Origin of the sequence: Pseudomonas sp. MOIL14HWK12:I2, assembly GCF_000510745.1 — a bacterium.
Lineage (GTDB): Bacteria > Pseudomonadota > Gammaproteobacteria > Pseudomonadales > Pseudomonadaceae > Chryseomonas > Chryseomonas oryzihabitans.
This window is the reverse complement of sequence record NZ_AZOA01000010.1, coordinates 165,515-189,325: the sequence shown is the minus strand read 5'-3', so window position 1 is coordinate 189,325 and position 23,811 is coordinate 165,515. Positions and strand designations below refer to the sequence as shown.

The 23,811-nt window shown below is 66.1% G+C and carries 24 protein-coding genes and 1 other RNA gene; 11 read left to right on the top strand and 14 right to left on the bottom strand.

The window, feature by feature from the left end:
- Genes PSK12I2_RS0109445 through PSK12I2_RS0109430 form a run of 4 tightly spaced genes read right to left on the bottom strand, consistent with a single transcriptional unit; the run spans position 1 to position 4,328 of the window.
- Positions 1 to 1,230 carry a 2-octaprenyl-3-methyl-6-methoxy-1,4-benzoquinol hydroxylase gene (locus PSK12I2_RS0109445; protein WP_027598198.1) on the bottom strand — a complete coding sequence of 410 codons (1,230 nt, stop codon included), beginning with the start codon at positions 1,228 to 1,230 and terminating at the stop codon, positions 1 to 3.
- A 19-nt stretch (positions 1,231 to 1,249) separates the two neighbouring features.
- Positions 1,250 to 2,431 (bottom strand): 2-octaprenyl-6-methoxyphenyl hydroxylase, encoded by a 1,182-nt coding sequence (gene ubiH, locus PSK12I2_RS0109440; RefSeq protein WP_027598197.1) that lies wholly within the window; start codon positions 2,429 to 2,431, stop codon positions 1,250 to 1,252.
- A complete protein-coding gene (gene pepP, locus PSK12I2_RS0109435) occupies positions 2,418 to 3,767 on the bottom strand; it encodes a Xaa-Pro aminopeptidase (RefSeq protein WP_027598196.1) in 1,350 nt (449 codons plus the stop codon). The genes ubiH and pepP overlap by 14 nt, the downstream gene beginning before the upstream one ends.
- 6 nt (positions 3,768 to 3,773) lie before the next feature.
- On the bottom strand, positions 3,774 to 4,328 hold the full coding sequence (locus tag PSK12I2_RS0109430) for a UPF0149 family protein (protein WP_027598195.1): 555 nt from the start codon (positions 4,326 to 4,328) through the stop codon (positions 3,774 to 3,776).
- 98 nt (positions 4,329 to 4,426) lie between these two features.
- On the opposite strand from PSK12I2_RS0109430, the gene PSK12I2_RS0109425 reads away from it, so the two are divergent.
- From PSK12I2_RS0109425 to PSK12I2_RS0109415, 4 genes are all read left to right on the top strand, one after another.
- On the top strand, positions 4,427 to 4,657 hold the full coding sequence (locus PSK12I2_RS0109425; RefSeq protein WP_007161334.1) for a TIGR02449 family protein: 231 nt from the start codon (positions 4,427 to 4,429) through the stop codon (positions 4,655 to 4,657).
- Positions 4,654 to 4,962 (top strand): cell division protein ZapA, encoded by a 309-nt coding sequence (locus PSK12I2_RS0109420; protein WP_007161335.1) that lies wholly within the window; start codon positions 4,654 to 4,656, stop codon positions 4,960 to 4,962. The genes PSK12I2_RS0109425 and PSK12I2_RS0109420 overlap by 4 nt, the downstream gene beginning before the upstream one ends.
- 58 nt (positions 4,963 to 5,020) lie before the next feature.
- Positions 5,021 to 5,198: non-coding RNA, 6S RNA (gene ssrS, locus PSK12I2_RS24580), on the top strand.
- A gap of 9 nt (positions 5,199 to 5,207) precedes the next feature.
- The gene (locus PSK12I2_RS0109415; protein WP_027598194.1) at positions 5,208 to 5,843 is read left to right on the top strand and encodes a 5-formyltetrahydrofolate cyclo-ligase; all 636 of its coding nucleotides are present in this window, start codon (positions 5,208 to 5,210) and stop codon (positions 5,841 to 5,843) included.
- On the opposite strand, the gene PSK12I2_RS25060 is transcribed toward PSK12I2_RS0109415, so the two are convergent.
- Positions 5,810 to 5,974, bottom strand: a complete 165-nt coding sequence (locus PSK12I2_RS25060) for a hypothetical protein (RefSeq protein ID WP_169742417.1) — start codon at positions 5,972 to 5,974, stop codon at positions 5,810 to 5,812. The genes PSK12I2_RS0109415 and PSK12I2_RS25060 overlap by 34 nt on opposite strands.
- 182 nt (positions 5,975 to 6,156) lie before the next feature.
- On the opposite strand from PSK12I2_RS25060, the gene PSK12I2_RS0109405 reads away from it, so the two are divergent.
- Positions 6,157 to 6,612 (top strand): EVE domain-containing protein, encoded by a 456-nt coding sequence (locus PSK12I2_RS0109405; RefSeq protein ID WP_027598193.1) that lies wholly within the window; start codon positions 6,157 to 6,159, stop codon positions 6,610 to 6,612.
- A 9-nt stretch (positions 6,613 to 6,621) separates the two neighbouring features.
- Here PSK12I2_RS0109405 and PSK12I2_RS0109400 read toward each other — a convergent pair whose 3' ends face one another.
- Both PSK12I2_RS0109400 and PSK12I2_RS0109395 read right to left on the bottom strand, forming a co-directional pair.
- On the bottom strand, positions 6,622 to 7,035 hold the full coding sequence (locus tag PSK12I2_RS0109400) for a flagellar basal body-associated protein FliL (protein ID WP_027598192.1): 414 nt from the start codon (positions 7,033 to 7,035) through the stop codon (positions 6,622 to 6,624).
- 44 nt (positions 7,036 to 7,079) lie between these two features.
- Entirely contained in the window at positions 7,080 to 8,105 is a 1,026-nt protein-coding gene (locus tag PSK12I2_RS0109395; protein WP_027598191.1) for a DUF5924 family protein, read from the bottom strand.
- A 190-nt stretch (positions 8,106 to 8,295) separates the two neighbouring features.
- Here PSK12I2_RS0109395 and glpT point away from each other — a divergent pair, with 190 nt between their 5' ends.
- Complete coding sequence (gene glpT / locus PSK12I2_RS0109390) at positions 8,296 to 9,636, top strand: glycerol-3-phosphate transporter (protein WP_027598190.1); 1,341 nt, start codon at positions 8,296 to 8,298, stop codon at positions 9,634 to 9,636.
- 101 nt (positions 9,637 to 9,737) lie between these two features.
- Here the strand turns inward: glpT and PSK12I2_RS0109385 are convergent, their stop codons facing one another.
- The 5 genes from PSK12I2_RS0109385 to PSK12I2_RS0109365 form a co-directional block, all read right to left on the bottom strand.
- The gene (locus PSK12I2_RS0109385; protein WP_027598189.1) at positions 9,738 to 10,706 is read right to left on the bottom strand and encodes a CDP-6-deoxy-delta-3,4-glucoseen reductase; all 969 of its coding nucleotides are present in this window, start codon (positions 10,704 to 10,706) and stop codon (positions 9,738 to 9,740) included.
- Positions 10,707 to 10,717: 11 nt separating this feature from the next.
- The gene (ubiD, locus tag PSK12I2_RS0109380) at positions 10,718 to 12,184 is read right to left on the bottom strand and encodes a 4-hydroxy-3-polyprenylbenzoate decarboxylase (protein ID WP_007161343.1); all 1,467 of its coding nucleotides are present in this window, start codon (positions 12,182 to 12,184) and stop codon (positions 10,718 to 10,720) included.
- Positions 12,185 to 12,302: 118 nt separating this feature from the next.
- The gene (gene rho, locus PSK12I2_RS0109375; protein ID WP_007161344.1) at positions 12,303 to 13,565 is read right to left on the bottom strand and encodes a transcription termination factor Rho; all 1,263 of its coding nucleotides are present in this window, start codon (positions 13,563 to 13,565) and stop codon (positions 12,303 to 12,305) included.
- 226 nt (positions 13,566 to 13,791) lie between these two features.
- Entirely contained in the window at positions 13,792 to 14,118 is a 327-nt protein-coding gene (gene trxA, locus PSK12I2_RS0109370) for a thioredoxin TrxA (RefSeq protein WP_017639417.1), read from the bottom strand.
- A gap of 107 nt (positions 14,119 to 14,225) precedes the next feature.
- Entirely contained in the window at positions 14,226 to 14,921 is a 696-nt protein-coding gene (locus PSK12I2_RS0109365; protein WP_027598188.1) for a FadR/GntR family transcriptional regulator, read from the bottom strand.
- Positions 14,922 to 15,188: 267 nt separating this feature from the next.
- Here PSK12I2_RS0109365 and PSK12I2_RS0109360 point away from each other — a divergent pair, with 267 nt between their 5' ends.
- From PSK12I2_RS0109360 to ppx, 5 genes are all read left to right on the top strand, one after another.
- A complete protein-coding gene (locus tag PSK12I2_RS0109360) occupies positions 15,189 to 15,971 on the top strand; it encodes a transporter substrate-binding domain-containing protein (RefSeq protein ID WP_027598187.1) in 783 nt (260 codons plus the stop codon).
- 13 nt (positions 15,972 to 15,984) lie between these two features.
- Positions 15,985 to 16,650 carry an amino acid ABC transporter permease gene (locus PSK12I2_RS0109355; RefSeq protein WP_027598186.1) on the top strand — a complete coding sequence of 222 codons (666 nt, stop codon included), beginning with the start codon at positions 15,985 to 15,987 and terminating at the stop codon, positions 16,648 to 16,650.
- The gene (locus PSK12I2_RS0109350; protein WP_169854531.1) at positions 16,647 to 17,297 is read left to right on the top strand and encodes an amino acid ABC transporter permease; all 651 of its coding nucleotides are present in this window, start codon (positions 16,647 to 16,649) and stop codon (positions 17,295 to 17,297) included. Before PSK12I2_RS0109355 ends, PSK12I2_RS0109350 begins: the two co-directional genes overlap by 4 nt.
- Positions 17,284 to 18,015 (top strand): amino acid ABC transporter ATP-binding protein, encoded by a 732-nt coding sequence (locus PSK12I2_RS0109345; RefSeq protein ID WP_027598184.1) that lies wholly within the window; start codon positions 17,284 to 17,286, stop codon positions 18,013 to 18,015. Before PSK12I2_RS0109350 ends, PSK12I2_RS0109345 begins: the two co-directional genes overlap by 14 nt.
- 112 nt (positions 18,016 to 18,127) lie before the next feature.
- Positions 18,128 to 19,627, top strand: a complete 1,500-nt coding sequence (gene ppx / locus PSK12I2_RS0109340) for an exopolyphosphatase (protein WP_027598183.1) — start codon at positions 18,128 to 18,130, stop codon at positions 19,625 to 19,627.
- An 851-nt stretch (positions 19,628 to 20,478) separates the two neighbouring features.
- Here ppx and ppk1 read toward each other — a convergent pair.
- On the bottom strand, positions 20,479 to 22,701 hold the full coding sequence (gene ppk1 / locus PSK12I2_RS0109335; protein WP_007161352.1) for a polyphosphate kinase 1: 2,223 nt from the start codon (positions 22,699 to 22,701) through the stop codon (positions 20,479 to 20,481).
- A gap of 9 nt (positions 22,702 to 22,710) precedes the next feature.
- On the bottom strand, positions 22,711 to 23,733 hold the full coding sequence (gene hemB, locus PSK12I2_RS0109330; RefSeq protein WP_007161353.1) for a porphobilinogen synthase: 1,023 nt from the start codon (positions 23,731 to 23,733) through the stop codon (positions 22,711 to 22,713).
- Positions 23,734 to 23,811: the final 78 nt, after the last annotated feature.

The following is a 23,811-nucleotide window of genomic DNA, read 5'->3' as shown; positions in this document are numbered from 1 at the left end:
CTAGGCCACTACCTTGGCCAACTCCGGCACATCGCCGGACAGGCCCAGGGCGCGGCGCACGAACAGGGCCTTGGCTTCGAAATGGCGATCGACCTGCTTGAGCGCGGCATTGCGCAGCCAGCGCAGCGGCAGGCGGTCGTCCTGGAACAGCCGCTGGAAGCCTTCCATCGCCGCCATCATCGCCAGGTTGTGCGGCATGCGGCGGCGCTCGTAGCGCTCCAGCACCCGCTGCTCGGCGATGGATTCGCCGCGCGCCTGGGCATGGCGCAGTTCCTCGGCCAGCACCGCGGCGTCGAGAAAGCCCAGGTTGACGCCCTGCCCGGCCAGCGGGTGGATGACGTGGGCGGCATCGCCGATCAGGGCCAGACCGGGTTCCACATAGCGCTTGGCATGGCGCTGGCGCAGCGGGATGCACAGCCGTGTGTCGCTGCACTCCACCTTGCCCAGGCGCTGCTCGAAGGCCTCGCCCAGGGCCTGGCAGAAGGCCGCGTCGTCCAGCGCCATCAGCCGCTCGCCCTGCTTGGGCGTGCAGGACCAGACGATGGAGCACCAGCGGGTGTCGCCACCGCGGTCCAGCGGCAGGAAGGCCAGCGGGCCGTCGTCGGTGAATCTTTGCCAGGCGGTGCGCTGGTGCGATTCGGCGCAGCGCACACTGGTGACGATGGCATGGTGCAGATAGTCCCATTCGCGGGTTTCCAGCCCGGCCAGACGGCGCACGGCGGAGGTGGCGCCATCGGCAGCCACCACCAGGGGCGCGCGGATCTGGCGGTCGCCGGCCAGCTGCACCAGCCACTGATCGCCGGAGCGACGCAGCAATTCCAGGCGCGCCTCGGGCAGGAGCAGGACGTTGGCCTCGGCCAGGCGTTCGAGCAGAGCATCCTGCACCACGCGATTCTCGACAATGTGGCCGAGCACCTCGGCGTGCACGCTGGCGGCATCGAAATGCACGGCGCCGGTGCCGGAGCCGTCCCATACGTGCATCGCCTGGTAGGGACTGACACGCCGCGCGAGAATGCCGTCCCAGGCGCCCAGGCGCTGCAGGATGCGCTGGCTGGCCAGCGACAGGGCGCTGACCCGGGGTTCGAAGGGCAGGTCGCTCTCGACCGCGCCGGGGGTGAGCGGGCCGCGGTCGAGCAGCACCACCGACAGGCCGCTGTCGGCCAGGGCCAGGGCCAGGGCGCTGCCGACCATGCCGGCACCGACGATCACCAGATCCGCATGGGTCAGCATGCTCGTTTCTCCTCGCAGGTCAGGGACGGGTACCCAGGCCCATGGCCTGGCGGGCGAAGGCACTCTTGGCCGGCGGGCACAGCTCCAGGCCGACCAGGCCCAGGTTGCGTCCGGCACTGAGCCAGGGCCGGCTGTTGGAAAACAACCGGGTGATGCGATCGGAAAAGCCGATGGTCAGCTGCTGGTCCAGGCGCTGGCGCTGCAGGTAGTCCTGCAGGGTGGCGAAGTCGCCGGGCGCCGCGGCGCTCTCCAGCAGGCACTCGGCCAGGCTGTCGACGTCGCGCAGGGACAGGTTGAAGCCCTGGCCGGCGATGGGGTGCAGGCTGTGGGCGGCGTTGCCTAGGACCACCAGATGCGGGCGGACCTGTTCGTTGGCTTCCAGCAGGGTCAGCGGATAGGCATGGCGGGTGCCGACCTGGGTGAAGCTGCCGAGGCGATAGCCCACCGCCTGCTGCAATTCGGCGAGAAAGACGGCAGCGGGCGCCTGTTGCAGTCGCAGGGCCTCGCCGTCCGGCTGGGTCCAGACCAAGGCGCTGCGCTGGCCCGGCAGGGGCAGCAGCGCCAGGGGGCCGTGGGGCGTGAAGCGCTCGAAGGCGCGACCGCCATGCCTGAGATTGGTCGAGACGTTAGCGATCAGTGCGGTCTGCTCATAGACCGTCCGCCGCACCTCGATGCCGAGGGACTCGCGCAGCGCCGAGCGCCCGCCGTCGGCCAGTACCGCCAGGCCGCATTCGAGGATGTCGCCATCCTCCAGCTCCAGGCGATAGCCGTCGGCAACGGCGGTGAGCGTGCGTACCTCGGCCGGGCAGCGCCATTCCACCACCTCGCGATCCAGCGCCTGCCAGAGCACCTGGCCGATCCAGGCGTTCTCCACCACATAGCCCAGTGCCGGCAGGTTCTCGTCGCGGGCGAGCAGCTGGGTCACGCCGAAGCGGCCCTGGTCGGAGACCTGGATCTCGCGGATCGCCTCGGCATGCTCGGCCAGGGCGTCCCAGACGCCGAGGCGCTGGTAGATCAGCCGCGAGCCGTAGGAGAGCGCCGAGGAGCGGGCATCGTAGCTGGGCTGATAGGTGTCGCCAGGGGCGAAGGGCTCCACCAGCAGGATGCGCCAGCCGCGCGCCTTGGCGCCGGCCTGCAGGGCCAGCGCCAGACTGGCGCCCACCAGGCCGCCACCGATGATGGCGATATCAGGACGTTGCATGAGCGTTCTCCCGGCGGTCGCGCGCGGCCGCCATCAAGCCTTCGATCTCCGCGGCCGCCTTGGGCAGGCCGGCGGTCAGCACCTCGCAACCACTGCGCGTCACCAGCACCTCGTCTTCGATGCGGATGCCCAGGCCGCGCCATTTGCGCGGCACCTCGGCCTCCACCGGGATGTAGAGTCCGGGCTCCACGGTCAGCACCATGCCCGGTTCCAGCATCCGCCACTGATCGCCGATGCGGTATTCGCCGACGTCGTGGACGTCCAGCCCCAGCCAGTGTCCGGCGCGGTGCATGTAGAACTCACGACAGGCGCCGGCCTCGATCAGCGCATCCAGTTCGCCCTGCAGCAGCCCCAGGGCGAGCAGCCCCTCGGTGATCACCCTGACCGTGGCTTCGTGGGGTTCGTTCCAGTGCCGTCCGGGCGCGACGCAGGCGATGGCGGCCTGGTTGGCGGCCAGCACGATGTCGTACAGCTGCCGCTGCTCCGGCGAGAAGCGGCCATTCACCGGAAAGGTGCGGGTCACGTCGCTGGCATAGCACTCCAGCTCGCACCCGGCATCGATCAGCACCAGGTCGCCGTCGCGCAGAGGGGCATCGTTGGCCTGGTAGTGCATGACGCAGGCATTGGCCCCGGCGGCGACGATGGAGCCATAGGCCGCCAGCCGGGCACCGCCCTGGCGGAAGCAGTAGTCCAGCTCCGCCTCCAGGTGATACTCGCGCAGTCCCGGTCGGCAGGCCTGGATGGCGCGCAGGTGGGCGGCGCAGGTCAGCTCGGCGGCGGCCTTGAGCAGACGCACCTCGGCGGCCGACTTGTACAGCCGGCTGTCGTGCAACAGGGTATCCAGCGCCAGCAGCTCCCGTGGCGGCGAGGCGCCCTGGTCGGCCTTGGCGCGGATCAGTTCGATCCAGTTGAGCAGCTGCCGCTCGAATTCCGGATGGGCGCCCATGGCGTAGTAGACCCGCTCGCGCCCTTCCAGCAGCCCGGGCAGGATGTCGTCCAGATCGCCGATGGGAAAGGCATCGTCGGCGCCATAGTCGGCCAGTGCCCCTTCCTGACCGGCGCGCCGGCCTTCCCAGCGCTCCAGCTCCGCGTCCCGCTCGCGGCAGAACAGCAGGTATTCACCGTGGGCCCGGCCGGGAATCAGCACGGCCAGGGCTTCGGGTTCGGGAAAGCCGGTGAGGTACTGGAAGTCGCTGTCCTGGCGATAGGGTTGTTCGATATCGCGATTGCGCAGGCACACCGGAGCGGCGGGCAGCAGGGCGATGCCGCCGTGGCCGATCTCGGCCATCAGGGCGCGGCGGCGACGGGCGAATTCGGCCTTGTGGATCCGCGGCATGGCCGCTCAGTGCACCACGGGTGCGGGTTCGGGAATGGGACCGCGGCCGTATTCGCCATAGAGCAGCAGCGGGGCGACGCGCAGGTACTCGGTGACTTCCATGAAGTCGTTCTCGCCCTCTTCGCCTTCCTCGGCCGGCTCCTGGATCTGGGCGATGGCCGCCAGGTCCTCGAGCACCTCGCGCGCCTCGCCGGAGACCTCGCCGGTGCGGCCGGACAGGCCGAAGCCGGCGAGGAAGCCCTGACACCACTGGCCCAGGGCCGCGGTGCGCTCGGCGAGCGGCACCTCGTCCGGCGGCAGCATTAGCACCAGGGCCACCTGCTGACCGGCGAATTCCTGCTGCACCATGCCCAGCAGACCCGAGAGCGCCGCCTGCAGACGCTCGCCCGGCGCGCCACCGAGCAGCTCGCTGGCCGCGGCCAGCCAGTCGTTCTCGTCGAAGCCCGCGCCCCCGCAGACCCGCCCGAGCAGGTGACCGTGGAGTTCGGCGGGCGAGACCGGCAGAGCGGCCTCGGCGAGCAGGGTGGCGAAGGCGGCGTAGGCGGATGCTGAGCTGGACATGGCGTCGAGGTGAGGCGCTGGCTAGAATGAAGCCTTATCCTACGCGCTGACCCCGCCGGCGGCCAATCTCGTTGCACCCTTCTGGAGCTGTAGCCCTCATGCGCGAGTCTCGCGACACGCCCCTCGACGCCGATCTGGAAGCCCTCGGTGACCGTGTGGAGCGCCTGCTCCTGCGTCTCGAGGAATTGCAGCGGCAGAATCGACAACTGCGCCAGGGCGAGCGCAACTGGCGCCAGGAGCGCGCCGAGTTGATCGAGAAGAACGAATTGGCCAGATCGAAGGTCGAAGCGATGATTTTACGCCTGAAAGCCTTGGAGCAGGACTCATGAGCATCGAGACCGTGACCGTCCAGATACTGGAAAAGGAATATCGCATCAGCTGCCCGGCTGACGAGCGCGCCAACCTGGAGAGCACCGCTCGCTACCTGGATGGCAAGATGCGCGAGATCCGCGGCAGCGGCAAGGTCATCGGCGCCGACCGCGTGGCCGTGATGGCCGCCCTCAACATCACCCACGAACTGCTGCACCGCCAGGACGACGTCAGCCTGGAAGTCAGCAGCACCCGCGAGCGGGTTCGCGATCTGCTGGATCGCGTCGACCGGGCGCTGATCACCGAACACGACACCACCGCCTGATCGCCGACCGGGGACAGGTGGGGGTTTGCATCCCGGCTCAGGGGCGTATACTTGAGATCACTCTCTGGTGTGTGCGCCAGTCGGTCATGTCCCCGAGCCGATAAGCAACACCCCGGGGGTTGCTCGTCAGACTGGTGTGCATGTCCGCTACGGCGGAAAGCCTAAAGGTCTACGACTTCTCCCACCTTGAACCAAGGGTTCAAGGGCTACACCGGCAGCGGCATTCCGGAGAGCTCATTTCCTTCATGACCACCCCGCCTTCCTCCGATCTCAGCAGGCCCGCGCTGCGCAAGCTCCTTCGCCAGCGACGTCGCGCCCTCACCCCTGTGCAGCAACGCCAGGCCGCCCGCCAACTCTATCGGCAGCTCGCGCAGCATCCGCTGTTTCGCCGTGCCCGGCATATCGCCTTCTACCTGCCGAGCGATGGCGAGATCGATCCGCGTCCGCTGCTCGAGGAAGCCCAGCGCCGCGGCAAGGCCACCTACCTGCCGGTGCTGTCCCGCTGGCCGCGGACGGCGATGATCTTTCAGCGCGTGGGTCGTGGCGAATCCTGGGTGCGCAATAGGTTCGGCATCGCCGAGCCGCGCCCGGATCGGCGCCTGGGTCGCCCGACCTGGGCCCTGGACCTGATTCTGATGCCACTGGTGGGTTTCGATCCCCAGGGCGGACGCCTGGGCATGGGCAAGGGCTTCTATGATCGCAACCTGGCCTATCTGGCGCGCCGGCGGCAATGGCACAGCCCGCAGCTGATCGGCTGTGCCCATGAATGTCAGAAGGTGGAGCGGCTGGCACTGGCGGCCTGGGACGTGCCCATGGCGGCCGTGGTGAGCGATGACGGCTGGTACGCTCAGCGTACGGGCGAGACTTCCCGCGCCGGCTGAGTGTCGCTGGCATAGCGGGCGTATTGCTGGCTCTGGCGCTGTTCCCAGAAGCTCTGGGTGTACCCTGTGGTGACGACACCCAGGGTAAAGATCAGGACCAGCACCCACAACAGATCAGGTTTGCGTTTCATCGAGCTGGGCCACCCCCTTGCTGGCACCTTTGGGCAGGACAGGACGTCGCCCTGTTATGCTCAGCGCGTACGATCAGACTACATCCGGAATGCGCGGCATTCTGCGACAAGCGGTCGCCCCTTGCAATCGACCAGACCCTTTCCTGGAAGCTCCCGAGCCTCCATTCGTCAGGAGACGAACCGTGGCCTGCTGGCTGTTGAAATCCGAGCCCGATGAATTCTCGCTGGCCGACCTGGAACGCCTGGGCCAGGCGCGCTGGGACGGGGTACGCAACTACCAGGCGCGCAACTTCCTGCGCGCCATGGCTCCCGACGAGCTGTTCTTCTTTCACCATTCGAGTTGCGCCGAACCCGGCATTGCCGGCATCGGCCGCATCGTCGGCGAAGCCTTCGCGGATCCCACCGCCCTGGATCCCGAAAGTCCCTATCATGCGCCCAAGGCCAGTGTCTCAGACAACCTCTGGACGGCGCGCCAGGTCGCCTTCGTCGAGGCCTTTCCGCGGGTGCTGACCCTGCCGCGCCTGCGCCAGCTGCCGGCACTCGCCGACTTCGCCCTGCTGCGCAAGGGCAACCGCCTCTCGGTGATGCCGGTCAGCGCGGCGGAATGGGCGGCGATCGTCGCCGCGGTCCGCGGCTGAGCGCTGGCTTCAGGGCTGGATGATCAGGTTGTTGAACAGCAGGTCTTCCACCAGGGGCTTGCCCTCCTCCTGGGTCAGGACGCTCTGCACCTGCTTGAGGGCCTCCTGACGCAGCTTCTCGCGGGCTTCCACGCCCGCCAGGGTCTCATCGGTCTGCTGGGCGAAGAGCATCACCAGCTGATTGCGCAGCAGCGGCTCATGGAATTCGACCTTATCCTTGGCTTCCTTGCCGGTCATCATCAGGGCGATGTCGGCCTTGTAGTACTTGAGCTTGGGACCGCTGCCATAGTTGCCGACCAGCGCCGGGGTCAGGTTGTAGAACTCGGTCTTGGGCGCCTCGCCTTCCTTCCCTTCCTTCTTCTCTTCGCCCCAGACATTCATGGCCAGGCAGAAAGACAACACAATGGCAACGACAGCTTTCACGTTGGATCCTCGCGGGTGGATGGCTGCAGCATAGCCAGCACGGCTCAAGGGGTCACCTCGAACCTGAGGGTTCCGATCACCTGGCCGACGTCCGTTACCACTTGCACCTGCCAACGGCCGGTCACGTCACCGGGGAAGTTCTGCTTGTGGGTCCAGGCGCGATAACCGGCCTCCCGACCGCCGCTGATATCCAGCGGAATCCGATCCACCTCCTGACCGGCATGGCGCCAGACGTGGTAGATGCGCTCGTTCAGACCGCGCGGCGCATTGATGGCGGTGAAGGCATAAAGCCCCTGGGCGCGCAGTTGGGCAATGCTCAGGCTTTTCACCGCATCGCCGGGCTGGCGCTTGAGGCTGTCGAAGTTGGTGCTCATGCCCATGTCGGTCAGCCACAGGGTGGCCGGCGGCACCCAGGCGCGCCCCAGCCAGCCGAAGGCGCCGATGGCCAGGCACAGCCCCAGCAGCCCCAGCCAGCGCCAGCCGAGGCGTACCCGGAAGGCCACCGCCAGACTGGGAAAGGACAGCAGCACGGCGACCCCCAGGGCCAGTTCGTAGCTCTGGGTGGTGGTCAGGTGCAGGATGATCGGCAGCGCCGTGAGCAGCACAGCGAACAGGGTCAGGGTGTGGTAGCTGAGGAAGACCCAGCGCCGCGGCGCCAGGGCCTTGTAGTAGAGCGGATCGATGATGGACACCAGCGCGGCCGCGCCGAGCAGCCCGGTGAACAGCGCCTGGCCGCTGTTCCAGGCCGTGGTGATGGCAAAGAACGGCAGGCAGAAGAACAGGCTTTCCTGGTGGATCAGCTGGGTGGCGTAGCGCAACAGCGGCGGCGGCAATTCCCAGCCGAAACGGCGGCTGACCCAGCCCCGCAGCACGTTTTCCAGCATCAGCCAGACCCAGCTCGCGAGCATGACCACGGCCATCACCGGGGCGAAGCCCTTCTGCCGGTCCACCAGCAGGAAGCTGCAGATCCCCGAGATGAAGCCGGCCAGGGCGATCAGCCGCGGATAGCGTTCGAACAGGGCGGTGGCCAGGTTCAGGGCGCGGGAGGAGAGGACTTTCCAGGCAGGCATGACGACTCGCGAAAACAACGGCAAAGACGCGCCACCCTAGGCGCGCAACCCCCGCAGATCAAGAGGGAATCCGGGCTGCCGCTGCCACAGGGCGGAAAAGCCTGGACCCGCTGTAATATCATTGTAATATTCGAAAACGAACCTGGAATGTTCGCTTTCGATTAATACCTATAACAATACCGAGGCTCCCATGCTTGGAATCTTCGCCCCCGCGGCCCACCGCGCGCCGCTGCCCGCCGATCGCATCGACCCCGTCTACCGACGTCTCCGCTGGCAGATCTTTGCCGGGATCTTTATCGGCTATGCCGGCTACTACCTGCTCCGCAAGAACTTCTCGCTGGCCATGCCCTACCTGGTGGAGCAAGGCTACAGCCGGGGCGAACTGGGCGTGGCGCTGTCCGCGGTGGCCATCGCCTACGGCCTGTCCAAATTCCTCATGGGGCTGGTCTCGGACCGCTCCAATCCGCGCTACTTCCTGCCCTTCGGGCTGGTGATGTCGGCGCTGGTGATGCTGCTGTTCGGATTCGCGCCCTGGGCTACCTCCAGCGTCAGCATCATGTTCGTCCTGCTGTTCCTCAACGGCTGGTTCCAGGGCATGGGCTGGCCGCCCAGCGGTCGCACCATGGTGCACTGGTGGTCGCAGAAGGAGCGTGGCGGGGNGGTCTCGGTGTGGAACGTCGCCCACAACGTCGGCGGGGGCCTGATCGGTCCGCTGTTCCTGCTCGGCCTGGCCTGGTTCAACGACTGGCACGCCGCCTTCTATGTCCCGGCCGTGGTGGCCCTGGCGGTCGCGGCCTTCGCCTTCATCGCCATGAGAGACACCCCGCAATCCTGCGGCCTGCCGTCGGTGGAACACTGGAAACAGGACTTCCCCGAGGGCTACAGCGAAGGTCACGAACGTGAATTCTCCACCAAGGAGATCTTCGTCGAGTACGTGCTGAAGAACCGCCTGCTCTGGTACATCGCCTTTGCCAACGTCTTCGTCTATCTGCTGCGCTATGGCGTGCTGGACTGGGCCCCCACCTACCTCAAGGAAGCCAAGCACTTCTCGGTGGACAAGACCTCCTGGGCCTACTTCTTCTACGAGTGGGCCGGCATCCCCGGCACCCTGCTCTGCGGCTGGCTCTCGGACAAGCTGTTTCGCGGCAACCGCGGCGCCACCGGCGTGGTGTTCATGCTTGGCGTGATGATCGCCACCCTGGTCTACTGGCTCAACCCGGAAGGCAATCCCGGCGTCGACCTGGCGGCCCTGGTCTGCATCGGTTTCCTGATCTACGGTCCGGTGATGCTGATCGGTCTGCAGGCGCTGGAACTGGTGCCCAAGAAGGCCGCCGGCACCGCTGCGGGCTTTACCGGACTGTTCGGCTACCTGGGTGGCTCGGTGGCGGCCAATGCCCTGGTCGGCTACACCGTGGACCACTTCGGCTGGGATGGCGGCTTCATGCTGCTGATCGGCTCCTGCGTCCTGGCCATCGTCTTCCTGGCACTGACTCTGAGACACACCGGCATGGTGGCCAAGTCACAGCGGTAGCGCTGAACGCCACTGACAAATCGCGGCCATGGGCCGCTCCTACAGCTCACCCTAGCTGCAGGAGCGGTCGCTACGACGCACCGGCATGGCCGCGAGCCGCATCAACCCCGCGGCGCGTAGGCGAAGACGTCGGCGCGCATCTGGTGCGCGTCCATGCCGGCGTCCACCAGGGCGTCCAGGGTGGCATAGACCATGGCCGGCGAGCCGCTGGCATAGACGTGCAGGCCGCTCAGGTCGGCGAAATCCGCCCTCACCACCTCGTGCAGCAGACCACAGCGCCCTTCCCAGCCACAGGCATCGCTCACCACCCGGTTGAGGACGAGATTGGGCAGCTCCGCCCATTGCTCCCAGGCCTCGATGGCATAGAAGTCGTCCGGCGTGCGCACGCCCCAGTAGAGGTGCACCGGATGGGCGAAGCCGCGGGTGCGGGCGTCCTCGATCAGGCTGTGCATCTGCGCCATGCCGGTCCCGGCGGCGATCAGCACCAGGGGACCATCGGGCAGCTCGGCCAGATGGGCATCCCCATAGGGCAGCTCGACCTGGGCCATGCCCTTGCCTTCCAGTTGCGCCAGCAGCGCCTGGCTGCTGGCCTCGCGCGCCAGCACGTGCAATTCCAGCTCACGCCCTTGGTGGGGCGCCGAGGCCAGGGAAAAGGCCGACTGCTTGCCGTCGTCACGGCCGATCAGCAGGTACTGGCCAGCGTGATAGCGTGGCGGTCGCCCAGCCGGCGCGCGCAGGCGCACCCGGCGGACATCGCCCCCCACGTCATCCAGCGCCACCACCTGGCAGGCCAGCGTGCGCACCGGCAATTCGCCGGGCGCCAGGACGCCGTCCCACTGCAGCAGACAATCACTCAGGGGCACCGCCACGCAGACATAGACCTCGCCGTGATCGACCGTCTGGCCGTGCTGGCTGACCTGCCCCTCCACCAGCAGCGCGGCGCAGAGCTGGCAGTTGCCATTGCGGCAGCTGTGCGGTCCGCTGTAGCCGAGGCGCTGCGCGGCGGCCAGGATGGCTTCGCCGGGCTGGGTTTCCAGTACCGCACCCGAGGGCTGCAGGGTGACCTTCATCGTCGTCTCCGTTAATCGATCCCGAGACTGGACCACATCTCGTCCACCCGTTTGACCACCGCTTCGTCCTTGACGATCGCCCGCCCCCACTCGCGGGTGGTTTCGCCCGGCCACTTGTGGGTGGCATCCAGGCCCATCTTCGAGCCCAGGCCGGAGATCGGCGAGGCGAAGTCCAGGTAGTCGATGGGGGTGTTGTCGATCATCACGGTGTCGCGCTTGGGATCCATGCGCGTGGTGACCGCCCAGATGACGTCGTTCCAGTCGCGGGCATTGATGTCGTCGTCGGTGACGATCACGAACTTGGTGTACATGAACTGCCGCAGGAACGACCAGACGCCCAGCATCACCCGCTTGGCGTGGCCGGGGTACTGCTTCTTGATGGTCACCACCGCCATGCGGTACGAGCAGCCTTCCGGCGGCAGGTAGAAGTCGACGATTTCCGGAAACTGCTTTTGCAGGATGGGCACGAAGACTTCGTTGAGCGCCACGCCCAGGATGGCCGGCTCGTCCGGCGGACGCCCGGTGTAGGTGCTGTGATAGATGGGATCGCGACGCCGGGTGATGCGCTCCACGGTAAAGACCGGGAAGGTATCGACCTCGTTGTAGTAGCCGGTGTGATCGCCATAGGGCCCTTCCGGCGCGGTCTCGCCCGGATGGATGACGCCTTCCAGCACGATCTCGGCGCTGGCCGGCACCTGCAGGTCGTTGCCCACGCACTTGACCAGTTCGCTGCGACTGCCGCGCAAGAGGCCGGCGAAGGCGTATTCGGACAGCGTATCGGGCACTGGCGTGACCGCGCCGAGGATGGTGGCCGGATCGGCGCCCAGGGCCACGGCCACCGGATAGGGCTGGCCGGGATGCTTCTGGCACCACTCGCGAAAGTCCAGGGCGCCGCCTCTGTGGCTCAGCCAGCGCATGATCAGCTTGTTGCGGCCGATGACCTGCTGGCGATAGATGCCGAGGTTCTGGCGCTCCTTGTTGGGGCCGCGGGTGACCGTCAGGCCCCAGGTGATCAGCGGCGCCACGTCGCCCGGCCAGCAGTGCTGGATCGGCAACCGGCCCAGATCGACCGCCTCGCCCTCCTCGATCACCTCCTGACAGGGGGCGTCCTTGAGGACCTTGGGCGCCATGCTGATGACCTTCTTGTAGATCGGCAGCTTCGACCAGGCGTCCTTGAGGCCCTTGGGCGGCTCGGGCTCCTTGAGGAAGGCCAGCAGCTTGCCGATCTCGCGCAGGGCGCCGACGTCCTCGGCACCCATGCCCAGGGCTACGCGCTGGGGCGTGCCGAACAGGTTGCCCAGCACGGGCATGGAGAAGCCCACGGGATTCTCGAACAGCAGCGCCGGGCCTTGCTTGCGCAGGGTCCGGTCGCAGATTTCGGTCATCTCGAGGATCGGCGAGACCGGGGCGGTCACGCGCTTCAGTTCACCACGCTGCTCCAGGCTGCGGATGAAGTCACGCAGATCTCGGTATTGCATGCGGCCTCTTGGCGCTGGGGAAAGTCTGGCAGTCTACCGCCTGAGTCGCGCATCGAGAAAGCACTGGTCCAGAAACGCCAAAGGCCGGGATTTCCCGGCCTTTGCATGCGACTGCGCCTTACTTGCTGCGCTTCATCGAATCGAAGAACTCGTTGTTGGTCTTGGTCTGACGCAACTTGTCGAGGAGGAATTCGATGCCGGCGATCTCGTCCATCGGATGCAGGATCTTGCGCAGGATCCACATGCGGGACAGCTCTTCCTCGTCGGTGAGCAGCTCTTCGCGGCGGGTGCCGGACTTGTTGATGTTGATGGCCGGGAAGACGCGCTTCTCGGCGATGCGCCGCTCCAGGGGCAGCTCCATGTTGCCGGTGCCCTTGAATTCCTCGTAGATCACCTCGTCCATCTTCGAGCCGGTTTCCACCAGCGCGGTGGCGATGATGGTCAGGCTGCCGCCTTCCTCGATGTTGCGCGCGGCACCGAAGAAGCGCTTGGGCTTCTCCAGGGCGTGGGCATCGACACCACCGGTGAGCACCTTGCCGGAACTGGGGATCACGGTGTTGTAGGCACGCGCCAGACGGGTGATGGAGTCCAGCAGGATGACGACGTCCTTCTTGTGCTCGACCAGGCGCTTGGCCTTCTCGATCACCATGTCGGCGACCTGCACGTGGCGGGTCGGCGGCTCGTCGAAGGTGGAGGCCACCACTTCGCCGCGTACGGTACGCTGCATCTCGGTCACTTCCTCGGGACGCTCGTCGATGAGCAGCACGATGAGGTAGCACTCGGGATTGTTGCGGGTGATGTTGGCCGCGATGTTCTGCAGCATGATGGTCTTGCCGGCCTTGGGCGGCGCGACGATCAGACCGCGCTGACCCTTGCCGATGGGGGCGCAGAGGTCGATGACCCGACCGGTGAGGTCTTCGGTGGAGCCGTTGCCGGCTTCCATGGTCAGGCGCTTGTTGGGGAACAGGGGCGTGAGGTTCTCGAACAGCACCTTGTTCTTGGCGTTTTCCGGACGGTCGAAGTTGATGGTGTCGACCTTGAGCAGCGCGAAGTAGCGCTCGCCCTCTTTCGGCGGACGAATCTTGCCGATGATGGTGTCGCCGGTGCGCAGGTTGAAGCGGCGGATCTGGCTGGGAGAGACATAGATGTCGTCGGGGCCGGCCAGGTAGGAGGAGTCGGCGCTACGCAGGAAGCCGAAGCCGTCCTGCAGGATCTCCAGCACGCCATCCCCGGAAATCTCGTCGCCACCCTTGGCGTGCTTCTTGAGCAGCGCAAAGATGATGTCCTGCTTGCGGGACCGGGCCATGTTTTCCAAGCCCGCGGCATCCGCCATTTCCAACAGTTCCGTGATGGGCTTTTGCTTGAGTTCGGTCAGATTCATAGACGTATGTTGACGTGAGAAGAGGCGAAGGAGGGATTCGAGCTGAGCGGCCGGATGCGAGATTAGCTTCGCGGGATGCGTTCTGAAGAGGAGAACTGACGGCTACAGCAGATGAGAAGACGGCCCGCTGATGGGGTCGTGGCTGGAATCTAGCACCTGCACCTGTGCTCGTCCAGCCGTCCAGGCATAAAAAAGCCCCGCATGGCGGGGCTTTCGACCAGAACCCTCAGACGTTGGCGTCGAGGAAGGCGGCCAGTTGCGACTTGGACAGGGCGCCGACCTTGGTGGCCTCGACCGCGCCGTTCTTGAACAGCATCAGGGTCGGGATGCCACGCACGCCGTACTTCGGCGGGGTGTCCTGGTTTTCGTCGATGTTCAGCTTGCAGACCTTGAGCTTGCCTTGGTAGTCCTTGGCGATCTCGTCCAGAACCGGGGCAATCATCTTGCAGGGACCGCACCATTCGGCCCAGTAGTCGACCAGCACGGGGCTGTCGGACTTCAGCACGTCCTGCTCGAAGCTGGCGTCGCTGACGTTGGTGATGTATTCGCTCATTGACTCTCTCCGAATTCGGGTGCGACTTGAAGTACGCCCATGATAGCCCTGCTGCCGTCACTTCGAAAGCATTCGAACATTGATGGTGGCTATGACCGGCATTGATGTTAGACCGCAGGTACCGGGAAAGGGGTTCCGCTGCGCAGCGCCGCATTGCGGATATGTTCGCGCATGGCCTTTTGCGCGGCCGCGGGCGAGCGGCGGCTCAGCGCCCTGAGGATCCGCCGGTGTTCCTGCCAGGTTTCCAGGGCCCGCTCGGGGCGCACGAAGGGCAGTTTCTGGCTTTCGTGGAAACGCTCGGGGCTGCTGGTGATCACCGCGAGCATGGCCGGATTGTCCGCGGCCAGCAGCAGTTGGCGATGGAAATCGAAATCCAGCACGGCGGCCTCTTCCAGCTCGTTGGCCCGCAGCGCCCGGTGCAGGGCGGCGAGATTGACCTCCAGGCGATCCAGGTCGGCGGGGCCCAGGGTGACGGCGGCGAGGCCAGCCGCGAAGCCCTCCAGGGCGAATCTCAACTGGAAGACATGGGCGGCGGCGACCTCGCCGGCGAAGGGCCAGTGCCCATCCGGCGCGCCCGTCGCCTCCTGCACATAGACCCCGCGCCCGGGCTGGACGCTGACCAGGCCCAGGGCACTGAGGGTGGACAGTGCCTCGCGCAGGGAGGCGCGACTCACCCCCAGCCGCTCGGCCAGCTCGCGCTGCGCGGGCAGGGCCGCGCCGGGGGCATAGCCTTCGGTCTCGATCAGCCGGCGAATGGCGTCGACGGCATATTGGGGTACGGCACGGGTGGCAGCGAGGGGCATGGCGTGGTCAGGCCAGTCAGTCCGGAAGCTTGCCTTTTATGCCCAATTTCCAGCGACTTCAAGTGCAGCCCCAAGGCAGAGCACGCCGCCATAGCCGCGCACCAAAGCGGCTCACGGCAAGCGGAAGTTCAGGGTGCTGAGCGGGACAACTGTTCAGACCAGTAAGACCAATCCTCAGGCCAGACGGCCCTTGCACCCGTCTGGCAGGGGACTGGCACATGAAATGCACTGGGCAGAGCCATCCCTTCCTGCTTTCGGAGTCTCGTCATGCTCAAGCGCTGGACCGCCCTCTCCCTGCTCGCCCTGGGCCTGACCGCCCTGCACACCTCCGCCCAAGCCGATCAGCTGGCCGACATCCAGCAGCGCGGCGTGCTCAAGGTCGCCGTGCCGCAGGACTTCCCGCCCTTCGGCTCGATCGGCCCGGATCTCAAGCCGCGCGGCCTGGACATCGACACCGCACAACTGATGGCGGACAAGCTGAACGTGAAGCTGGAAGTCACCCCGGTCAACAGCACCAACCGCATTCCCTTCCTGACCACCGGCAAGGTCGACCTGGTCATCTCCAGCCTGGGCAAGAATCCCGACCGCGAAAAGGTCATCGACTTCAGTAAGCCCTATGCGCCCTTCTATCTCGGCGTCTTCGGTCCCAAGGATGCCGCCATCAGCACGCCCGAGCAGCTGGCCGGCAAGGTGATCTCGGTGACCCGCGGCTCCATCGAAGACCTGGCGCTCACCGACGTGGCGCCGAAGGACAGCGTGATCAAGCGCTTCGAAGACAACAACTCCACCATCGCCGCCTACCTGGCCGGGCAGTCCGAGCTGATCGCCAGCGGCAGCGTGGTGATGAAGGTGATAGGTACGCGCAATCCGGCCAAGGAGCCGGTGCTCAAGGTCAAGCTCAAGGATTCGCCGGTGTACGTGGGCATCAACAAGAACGAGCCGGCGCTCAAGGCCAAGGTCGACGCCATTCTCGACGCGGCCCGCGCCGACGGCACCCTGAGCAAGAACTCCGAAAAATGGCTGGGCGATCCCCTGCCGGCCACTCTCTGAGGATCGACGCGCCATGGCGTATCAGTTCGACTTCCAGCCTGTGCTCGCGCAGAGCGACCTGCTGCTCAAGGGAGCGCTCTACACCCTTGAGCTGACGGTGATCGGTGGCTTCTTCGGCATCCTCATCGGCATCGTCGGCGCCACCTGCCGCGCCTGGCGCCTGAAACCCTTCGCCCAGGCCTTCGGGGTCTATGTCGAACTGATCCGCAACACGCCCTTCCTGATCCAGCTGTTCTTCATCTTCTTCGGCCTGCCCTCCATCGGGGTGCGGATCGAAGCCGGCCAGGCGGCGGTGCTGGCCATGGTCATCAACCTCGGCGCCTACTCCACCGAGATCATCCGCGCCGGCATCCAGGCGATCCCGCGCGGCCAGCTGGAAGCGGCGGCGGCCCTGGCCATGACCCGCTTCGAAACCCTGCGCTACGTGATCCTGCGCCCGGCGCTGGCCAAGGTCTGGCCGGCGCTGTCGAGCCAGGTGGTGATCGTGATGCTGGGCTCGGCGGTCTGCTCGCAGATCTCCACCGAAGAGCTGACCTTCGCCGCCAACTTCATCCAGTCGCGCAATTTCCGCGCCTTCGAAACCTATCTGCTGACCACCCTCATCTATCTGCTCATGGCCATCGGCGTGCGCCAGGCGCTGCACTGGCTGGGCGTCTTTTTCATCGTCAGGAGGCGCTGATGGACTTCACTCTCGCCGACATCCTGCGCAGCCTGGCCAGCGGTCTCGGCCTGACGCTGCTGCTGTCGCTGGCGGCCTTCCTCTTCGGCGGCCTGGCCAGCGTGCTGGTGCTGCTGGCGCGCAACTCGACGCTCCGGCCGCTCCGCCTGCTGGCGCGCGGCTACATCGAGCTGTTCCAGGGCACCCCGCTGCTGATGCAGCTGTTCCTGACCTTCTTCGGCCTGTCGCTGCTGGGCCTGGAAGTCCCCGCCTGGCTGGCCGCCGGCCTGGCCCTGACGCTGTTCACCAGCGCCTATCTCGCCGAGATCTGGCGGGGCTGCGTCGACGCCATTCCCCACGGCCAGTGGGAAGCCTCGGAAAGCCTGGCGCTGACCCGCTTCGAGCAGTTGCGCCACGTGATCCTGCCCCAGGCCCTGCGCATCGCCGTGGCGCCCACCGTGGGCTTCTCGGTGCAGGTGGTCAAGGGCACCGCGGTGACCTCCATCATCGGCTTCACCGAACTGACCAAGATCGGCGGCATGCTCGCCAACGCGACCTTCCAGCCCTTCACCGTCTACGGCCTCGCGGCCCTGGGCTATTTCATCCTCTGTTATCCGCTGTCGCTGGCCGCCCGCTGGCTGGAAAGGAGACTGCATGCCGCTGCTTAGAGTGACCGCCCTGCACAAACACTATGGCAACCACCATGTGCTCAAGGGTATCGACCTGACCGTCGAGGAAGGCCAGGTGGTGGCCATCATCGGCAAGAGCGGCTCGGGCAAGAGCACCCTGCTGCGCACCCTGAACGGCCTGGAATCCATCAACGACGGCGTCATCGAGGTGGATGGCGAATACCTGGACGCGGCCCGGGTCAATCTGAGGTCGCTGCGGCAGAAGGTCGGCATGGTTTTCCAGCAATTCAACCTCTTCCCGCACCTGACCGTGGGCGAGAACGTGATGCTGGCGCCCCAGGTGGTCAAGAAGACCAGCAAGGACGAAGCCCGCGCCCTGGCGCGGCAGATGCTCGAACGGGTCGGCCTGGCGGAGAAATTCGACAGCTATCCGGATCGCCTCTCCGGCGGCCAGCAGCAGCGGGTGGCGATCGCCCGCGCCCTGGCCATGTCGCCCAAGGTGTTGCTCTGCGACGAGATCACCTCGGCGCTGGACCCGGAACTGGTCAACGAGGTGCTGATGGTGGTCAAGCAACTGGCCCGCGAGGGCATGACGCTGATCATGGTCACCCACGAGATGAGATTCGCCCGCGAGGTCGGCGACAAGCTGGTGTTCATGCACCAGGGCAAGGTGCACGAAAGCGGTCATCCCCAGGAGCTGTTCGCCCATCCGCAGACGCCGGAACTGGCCCAGTTCATCGGTCAGGTGGCCTCCTGAGGCGGAAAAACCCTATTTTTTCTGCCACTTTGCGCAACCGTAACCGCTGTGCGCTTGAAGCCGCCACCGGCTAGCTGGCACGATGGCGCGGTTTATCGCCGAGAGCCTCCAGATGCAGCCTTCGCCAGCCGAACCCCACGAACTGATCGCCGCGATCGACCTGGGCTCGAACAGCTTTCACATCGTCCGGGCGCGCCACTCCCACGGGGAAATCCGCATCCTTGAGCGGTTGGGCGAAAAGATCCAGCTGGCCGCCGGTCTGGACGAGTCGCGCCTGCTCAGCGAAGAGGCCATCCAGCGGGGCCTGGACTGCCTGCGCCGCTTCGCCCAGCTGATCGCCGGCATGCCGCGCGGCGCCGTGCGGGTGGTGGGCACCAACGCCCTGCGCGAGGCGCGCAACCGCGCCGAATTCATCCAGCGCGCCGAAGCCGTGCTCGGCCATGCGGTCGAGGTCATCTCCGGTCGCGAAGAGGCCCGTCTCATCTACCTGGGCGTGTCCCACTCCATGCCCGATGTGCCCGGACGCCGCCTGGTGACCGACATCGGCGGCGGCAGCACCGAATTCATCATCGGCCAGCGCTTCGAGACCCTGCAGCGCGAGAGTCTGCAGATGGGCTGTGTCAGCTTCACCAAGAGATTCTTCGCCGACGGCAAGATCACCGCCGCCCAGTACGCTCGCGCCTATACCGCCGCCCGCCTGGAACTGATGAACATCGACCAGGGCCTGCGCGAGATGGGCTGGCACCAGGCCCTCGGCGCCTCCGGCACCATCCGCGCGGTGGCCCTGGCGATCCAGGCCGCCGGCCGCGGCAATGGCGAGATCACCCCGGACGGCATCGAATGGCTCAAGCGCAAGCTGCTCAAGCAGGGTGACATCAACCTGCTCAACATCGACGGCGTGAAGCCGGATCGACGCGCCATCCTGCCAGGCGGCCTGGCCATCCTCGAAGCCCTGTTCAAGGCACTGGAACTGCAGGAGATGCATCTCTCCGAAGGCGCCCTGCGCGAAGGGGTGCTCTACGACATGATCGGCCGGCACAGCCACGAAGACGTCCGCGAGCGCACCCTCAACGCCCTGGCCGAGCGCTACCACGTCGACCAGCGCCATGCCGAGCGGGTGGAAAAGCGCGCCCTGAAGTCCCTGGCACAGGTCGCCGAGGCCTGGGCCCTGACCGACGAGAACCATGCCGAACTGCTGCGCTGGGCCGCGCGCCTGCACGGCGTCGGCCTGGACATCGCCCACTACCAGTACCACAAGCACGGCGCCTACCTGATCGAGCACTCGGACCTGCCCGGCTTCTCCCGCCGCGATCAGCAGGCCCTGGCCCTGCTGGTACGCGGCCATCGCCGCAACATTCCGCTGGACCGCCTGCAGGAGCTGGGCCCGGAAGGCGAGCCGCTGCTGCGCCTGACGCTGTTGCTGCGCTTCGCCATCCTTTTCCACCACATCCGCCACAAGAGCATTCCGGATGTGCAGCTCAGCGCTGGCGAGCGTAGCCTCGATGTGCAATTCCCCGATGGCTGGCTGGCAGAAAACCCCCTGACTCAGGCCGACTTCGAACTGGAAGCCCAGTGGCTGGAGCGGGTGGGGTATCGGTTGAGCGTACGCTGAGGGGATTTTTCGTAGGTTGGGTGGAGCGGGAGCGAAGCCCAACGCCCTGGGTTTTAGCCTTTCACGGCACTAGCTGATTATCGTGGTCTGCTGATGGCTCTTGTTTCGCCCACCCGGGCGACTCACTTTTGCCAATCGCGGCTGCGCGCCCCGGACAAAAGTAAGCAAAAACGCTTGCCCCACGTTTCGGCCCTCCGCTGCGCTCCGGATCCCCTCGCTCCGGCGCCGCTCCAAGTGCACGACACGAAGTGGACTCTTGCCCCTTGCGCCTTGCTCGCCGTCCTGCCTCGCATCCCCCTCCGCGACACCTGGACTCTGCCTCACTGACGGGAACAGGGCGCAAGCCTGATGCCTGATGCACATCCTTGTAGCGTGGAAAACCGCGCAGCGTTTTCCACTGGCATGCACCGCGGGCTTTGTGGACAAGGCTACGCCGTTGTCCACGCTACGATTTTTCAATCAAAACTTTCAGGCTAGCGAATCGCCCCGTTCAGGAGGGCGAACGCCAGTGCCGTGGAGTGGGTCGAGCCGCATGGATGCGGCGAGAGGTTCAGTGGGCCATGGATGGCCCATATGGACCGACCCCGGAACGGTGCTGGCGTGAGCGGACCCGGAGCGAAGCGTAGGGCCGGATGGTCGGGGCAAGCGTTTTTGGTTACTTTTTGCGCGACTGCAAAAAGTGACTCGCCCGGGCGGGCGAAACAAGAAACATCAGCAAAGCTCAATGAACAGCCAGGGCACCCACAAAACCTAAGGTGCAGAGCTGCACACGCAACAGCTGGGCTTCGCTCCTGCTCAACCCAACCTACGAAACCGGCCAGGGCCCATGGCGGCATGGGCCCGAAACGCCATCAGCGCGTATTCACCACCGGACTGGCCAGCCGCTCCAAGAGCGTCGCCTGCACGCTGCGGGCATTCTGGTTGCCGGTGGGCGATTGGCGGATGTAGCTGCCGTCTTCCTGTAGCACCCAGGCCTGGGTGTTGTCGGTGAGGTAGCCTTCCAGCTCCTTCTTGACCCGGCTGATGAGCTTCTTGCCTTCCACCGGGAAGCAGGTCTCGACGCGCATGTCGAGGTTGCGCTCCATCCAGTCGGCGCTGGAGAGATAAAGCTTCTCGTCGCCACCGTTGAGGAAGTAGTAGATGCGGCTGTGCTCCAGGAAGCGGCCGATGATGGAGCGCACCTGGATATTGTGGGACACGCCCGGTACGCCTGGCCGCAGGCAGCACATGCCGCGCACCACCAGGTCGATCTTCACCCCGGCCTGGCTGGCCTTGTAGAGGGCGCGGATGACCTTGGGATCGGTGAGGCCGTTGACCTTGGCCATGATCTGCGCCGGCCGCCCTTCGCTGGCCGCCACCGCTTCGCGGTTGATCATCTCCAGCAGGTTCTTCTTCAGGGTGAAGGGCGCGTGCAGCAGCTTCTTCATGCGCAGGGTCTTGCCCATGCCGATCAGCTGGTTGAACAGCTTGTGCACGTCCTCGGTCAGGGCCACGTCGGCGGTCAGCAGGCTGTAGTCGGTGTACAGCTTGGCGTTGCCGGCGTGGTAGTTGCCGGTGCCCAGGTGGGCATAGCGGCGCAGCTCGCCGTTCTCGCGGCGCAGGATCAGCATCATCTTGGCGTGGGTCTTGAAGCCCACCACGCCATAGATGACCACGGCGCCGGCCTGTTGCAGGCGGCTGGCCAGCTGCAGGTTGGATTCCTCGTCGAAGCGCGCGCGCAATTCGATGACCGCGGTCACCTCCTTGCCGCTGCGCGCCGCATCCACCAGGGCGTCGACAATCTCCGAGTTGGCGCCGCTGCGGTAGAGCGTCTGCTTGATCGCCAGGACGTTGGGGTCCTTGGCGGCCTGGCGCATCAGGTCGATCACCGGGGTAAAGGACTCGAAGGGGTGCAGCAGCAGCACATCGAGCTTGCCCAGCACGTTGAAGAGGTTGTCCTTCTTCTGCAGGAGCTTGGGAATGGTCGGGGTGAAGGGGGCGTTCTGCAGCTCCGGGTGACTGTCCAGCCCGGTGATGGAGAACAGCCGGGTCAGGTTGACCGGACCATTGACCTTGTACAGCTCGCTGTCGCCCAGGCCGAATTGCTTGAGCAGGTAGTCGGTGAGGTGTTTCGGGCAGATGTCCACCACCTCGAGCCGCACCGCATCGCCATAGCGCCGCGAGAACAGCTCGCCGCGCAGCGCGCGGGCCAGGTCTTCGACGTCCTCGGTGTCCACCGAGAGATCGGCGTTACGGGTCAGGCGGAACTGGAAGCAGCCCTTGACCTTCATGCCGGGGAAGAGGTCATCGGCATGGGCGTGGATCATGGAGGACAGGAAGACGTAGTTGTCGCCGGGCCCGGCGACCTCCTCCGGCACCCGTATGATCCGCGGCAGCAGGCGCGGCGCCGGGATGATGGCCAGGCCCGAGTCGCGGCCGAAGGCGTCCATGCCCTCCAGCTCGACGATGAAGTTGAGGCTCTTGTTCACCAGCAGCGGAAAGGGGTGGGTCGGATCCAGGCCGATAGGGGTGATGATGGGCGCGATCTCGTCGCGGAAGAACTTGCGCACCCAGGCCTTGATCTTGACGTCCCAGTAACGCCGGCGGATGAAGCGGATCTGCTGCTCGGCCAGGGCCGGCAGGAGCACGTCGTTGAGGATGGCGTACTGCCGCTCCACCTGGCCGTGGACGATGTCGCTGATGCGCGCCAGCGCCTGGTGCGGCAGCAGGCCGTCGGCGCCGGCCTGCTCGCGGGCGAAGGTGATCTGCTTCTTCAGACCCGCCACGCGGATCTCGAAGAATTCGTCCAGGTTGCTGGAAAAGATCAGCAGGTACTTGAGCCGCTCGAGCAGCGGATAGGATTCGTCGAGGGCCTGTTCCAGCACCCGGATGTTGAACTGCAGCTGCGACAGCTCGCGATGGATGTAGAGGCTGCTGTCGTCCACGTTGGCCGCCGGCACGCTGGGCGCGGCCGGCGCCTCGGCGGCGGGTGCCGGTACTTCGGCGTCCAGCGCCAATGTCTCTTCCGCGGTCTCCAGGGACTCGGCGGTGACGGGCTGTTGCAGATCGGTTTCGACGAAACCCTGGCTACTCATTGAAGCTCCTTAGGAACGCGAAGGCCCCTGGCGAAGTTGTTGGGCGGCGCGTTTGGCGAAATAGGTGAGGATGCCGTTGGCCCCGGCGCGCTTGAAGGCCAAGAGCGATTCGAGGATGACGGCGTCGGACAGCCAGCCGTTCTGGATCGCGGCCATGTGCATGGCGTACTCGCCGCTCACCTGGTACACGAAGGTCGGCACGCGGAATTCCTCGCGGACCCGGCGAACGATGTCCAGATAGGGCATGCCCGGCTTGACCATCACCGAGTCGGCGCCCTCGGCCAGGTCGCCGGCGATCTCGTGCAGCGCCTCGTCGCTGTTGCCCGGGTCCATCTGGTAGGTGGCCTTGTTGCCCTTGCCCAGATTGGCGGCCGAGCCGACGGCGTCGCGGAACGGCCCATAGTAGGCGCTGGCGTACTTGGCCGAGTAGGCCATGATCTGCACGTTGTGATAACCGGCGTCTTCCAGGGCCGCGCGGATGGCGCCGATGCGACCGTCCATCATGTCCGAGGGGGCGATCACCTGGGCCCCGGCAGCGGCATGGGACAGCGCCTGCTTGACCAGCACCTCGACCGAGACGTCGTTGAGCACGTAGCCGCGCTCGTCGAGGATGCCGTCCTGGCCGTGGGTGGTGAAGGGATCCAGGGCCACGTCGGTGATCACCCCCAGCTCGGGGAAGTGCTCGCGCAGGGCGCGGGTGGCGCGCTGGGCGATCCCGTCCGGGTTGTAGGCCTCGGCGCCGTCCAGCGACTTGCGCTCGGTGGGGGTGACCGGGAACAGGGCGACCGCGGGAATCCCCAGCGCCACCAGCTCGGCGGCCTCTTCCAGCAGCAGGTCGATGGATAGCCGCTCGACGCCGGGCATCGAGGGGATCGCCTCGCGGCGGCCTTCGCCATCGAGCACGAATACCGGCAGGATCAGGTCATCCACCGTCAGCACATGCTCGCGCATCAGGCGACGGGAAAACTCGTCGCGGCGCTGACGGCGCATGCGAGTGGCAGGGTAGCTACGGTTGATGGGGGTAAAACTCACGATCGACTCCCAGACCCGGATCACGGGTCAGTGTGATGGGTTATAGGCCACAATCATGACCGATTGGTAACAGCAGAT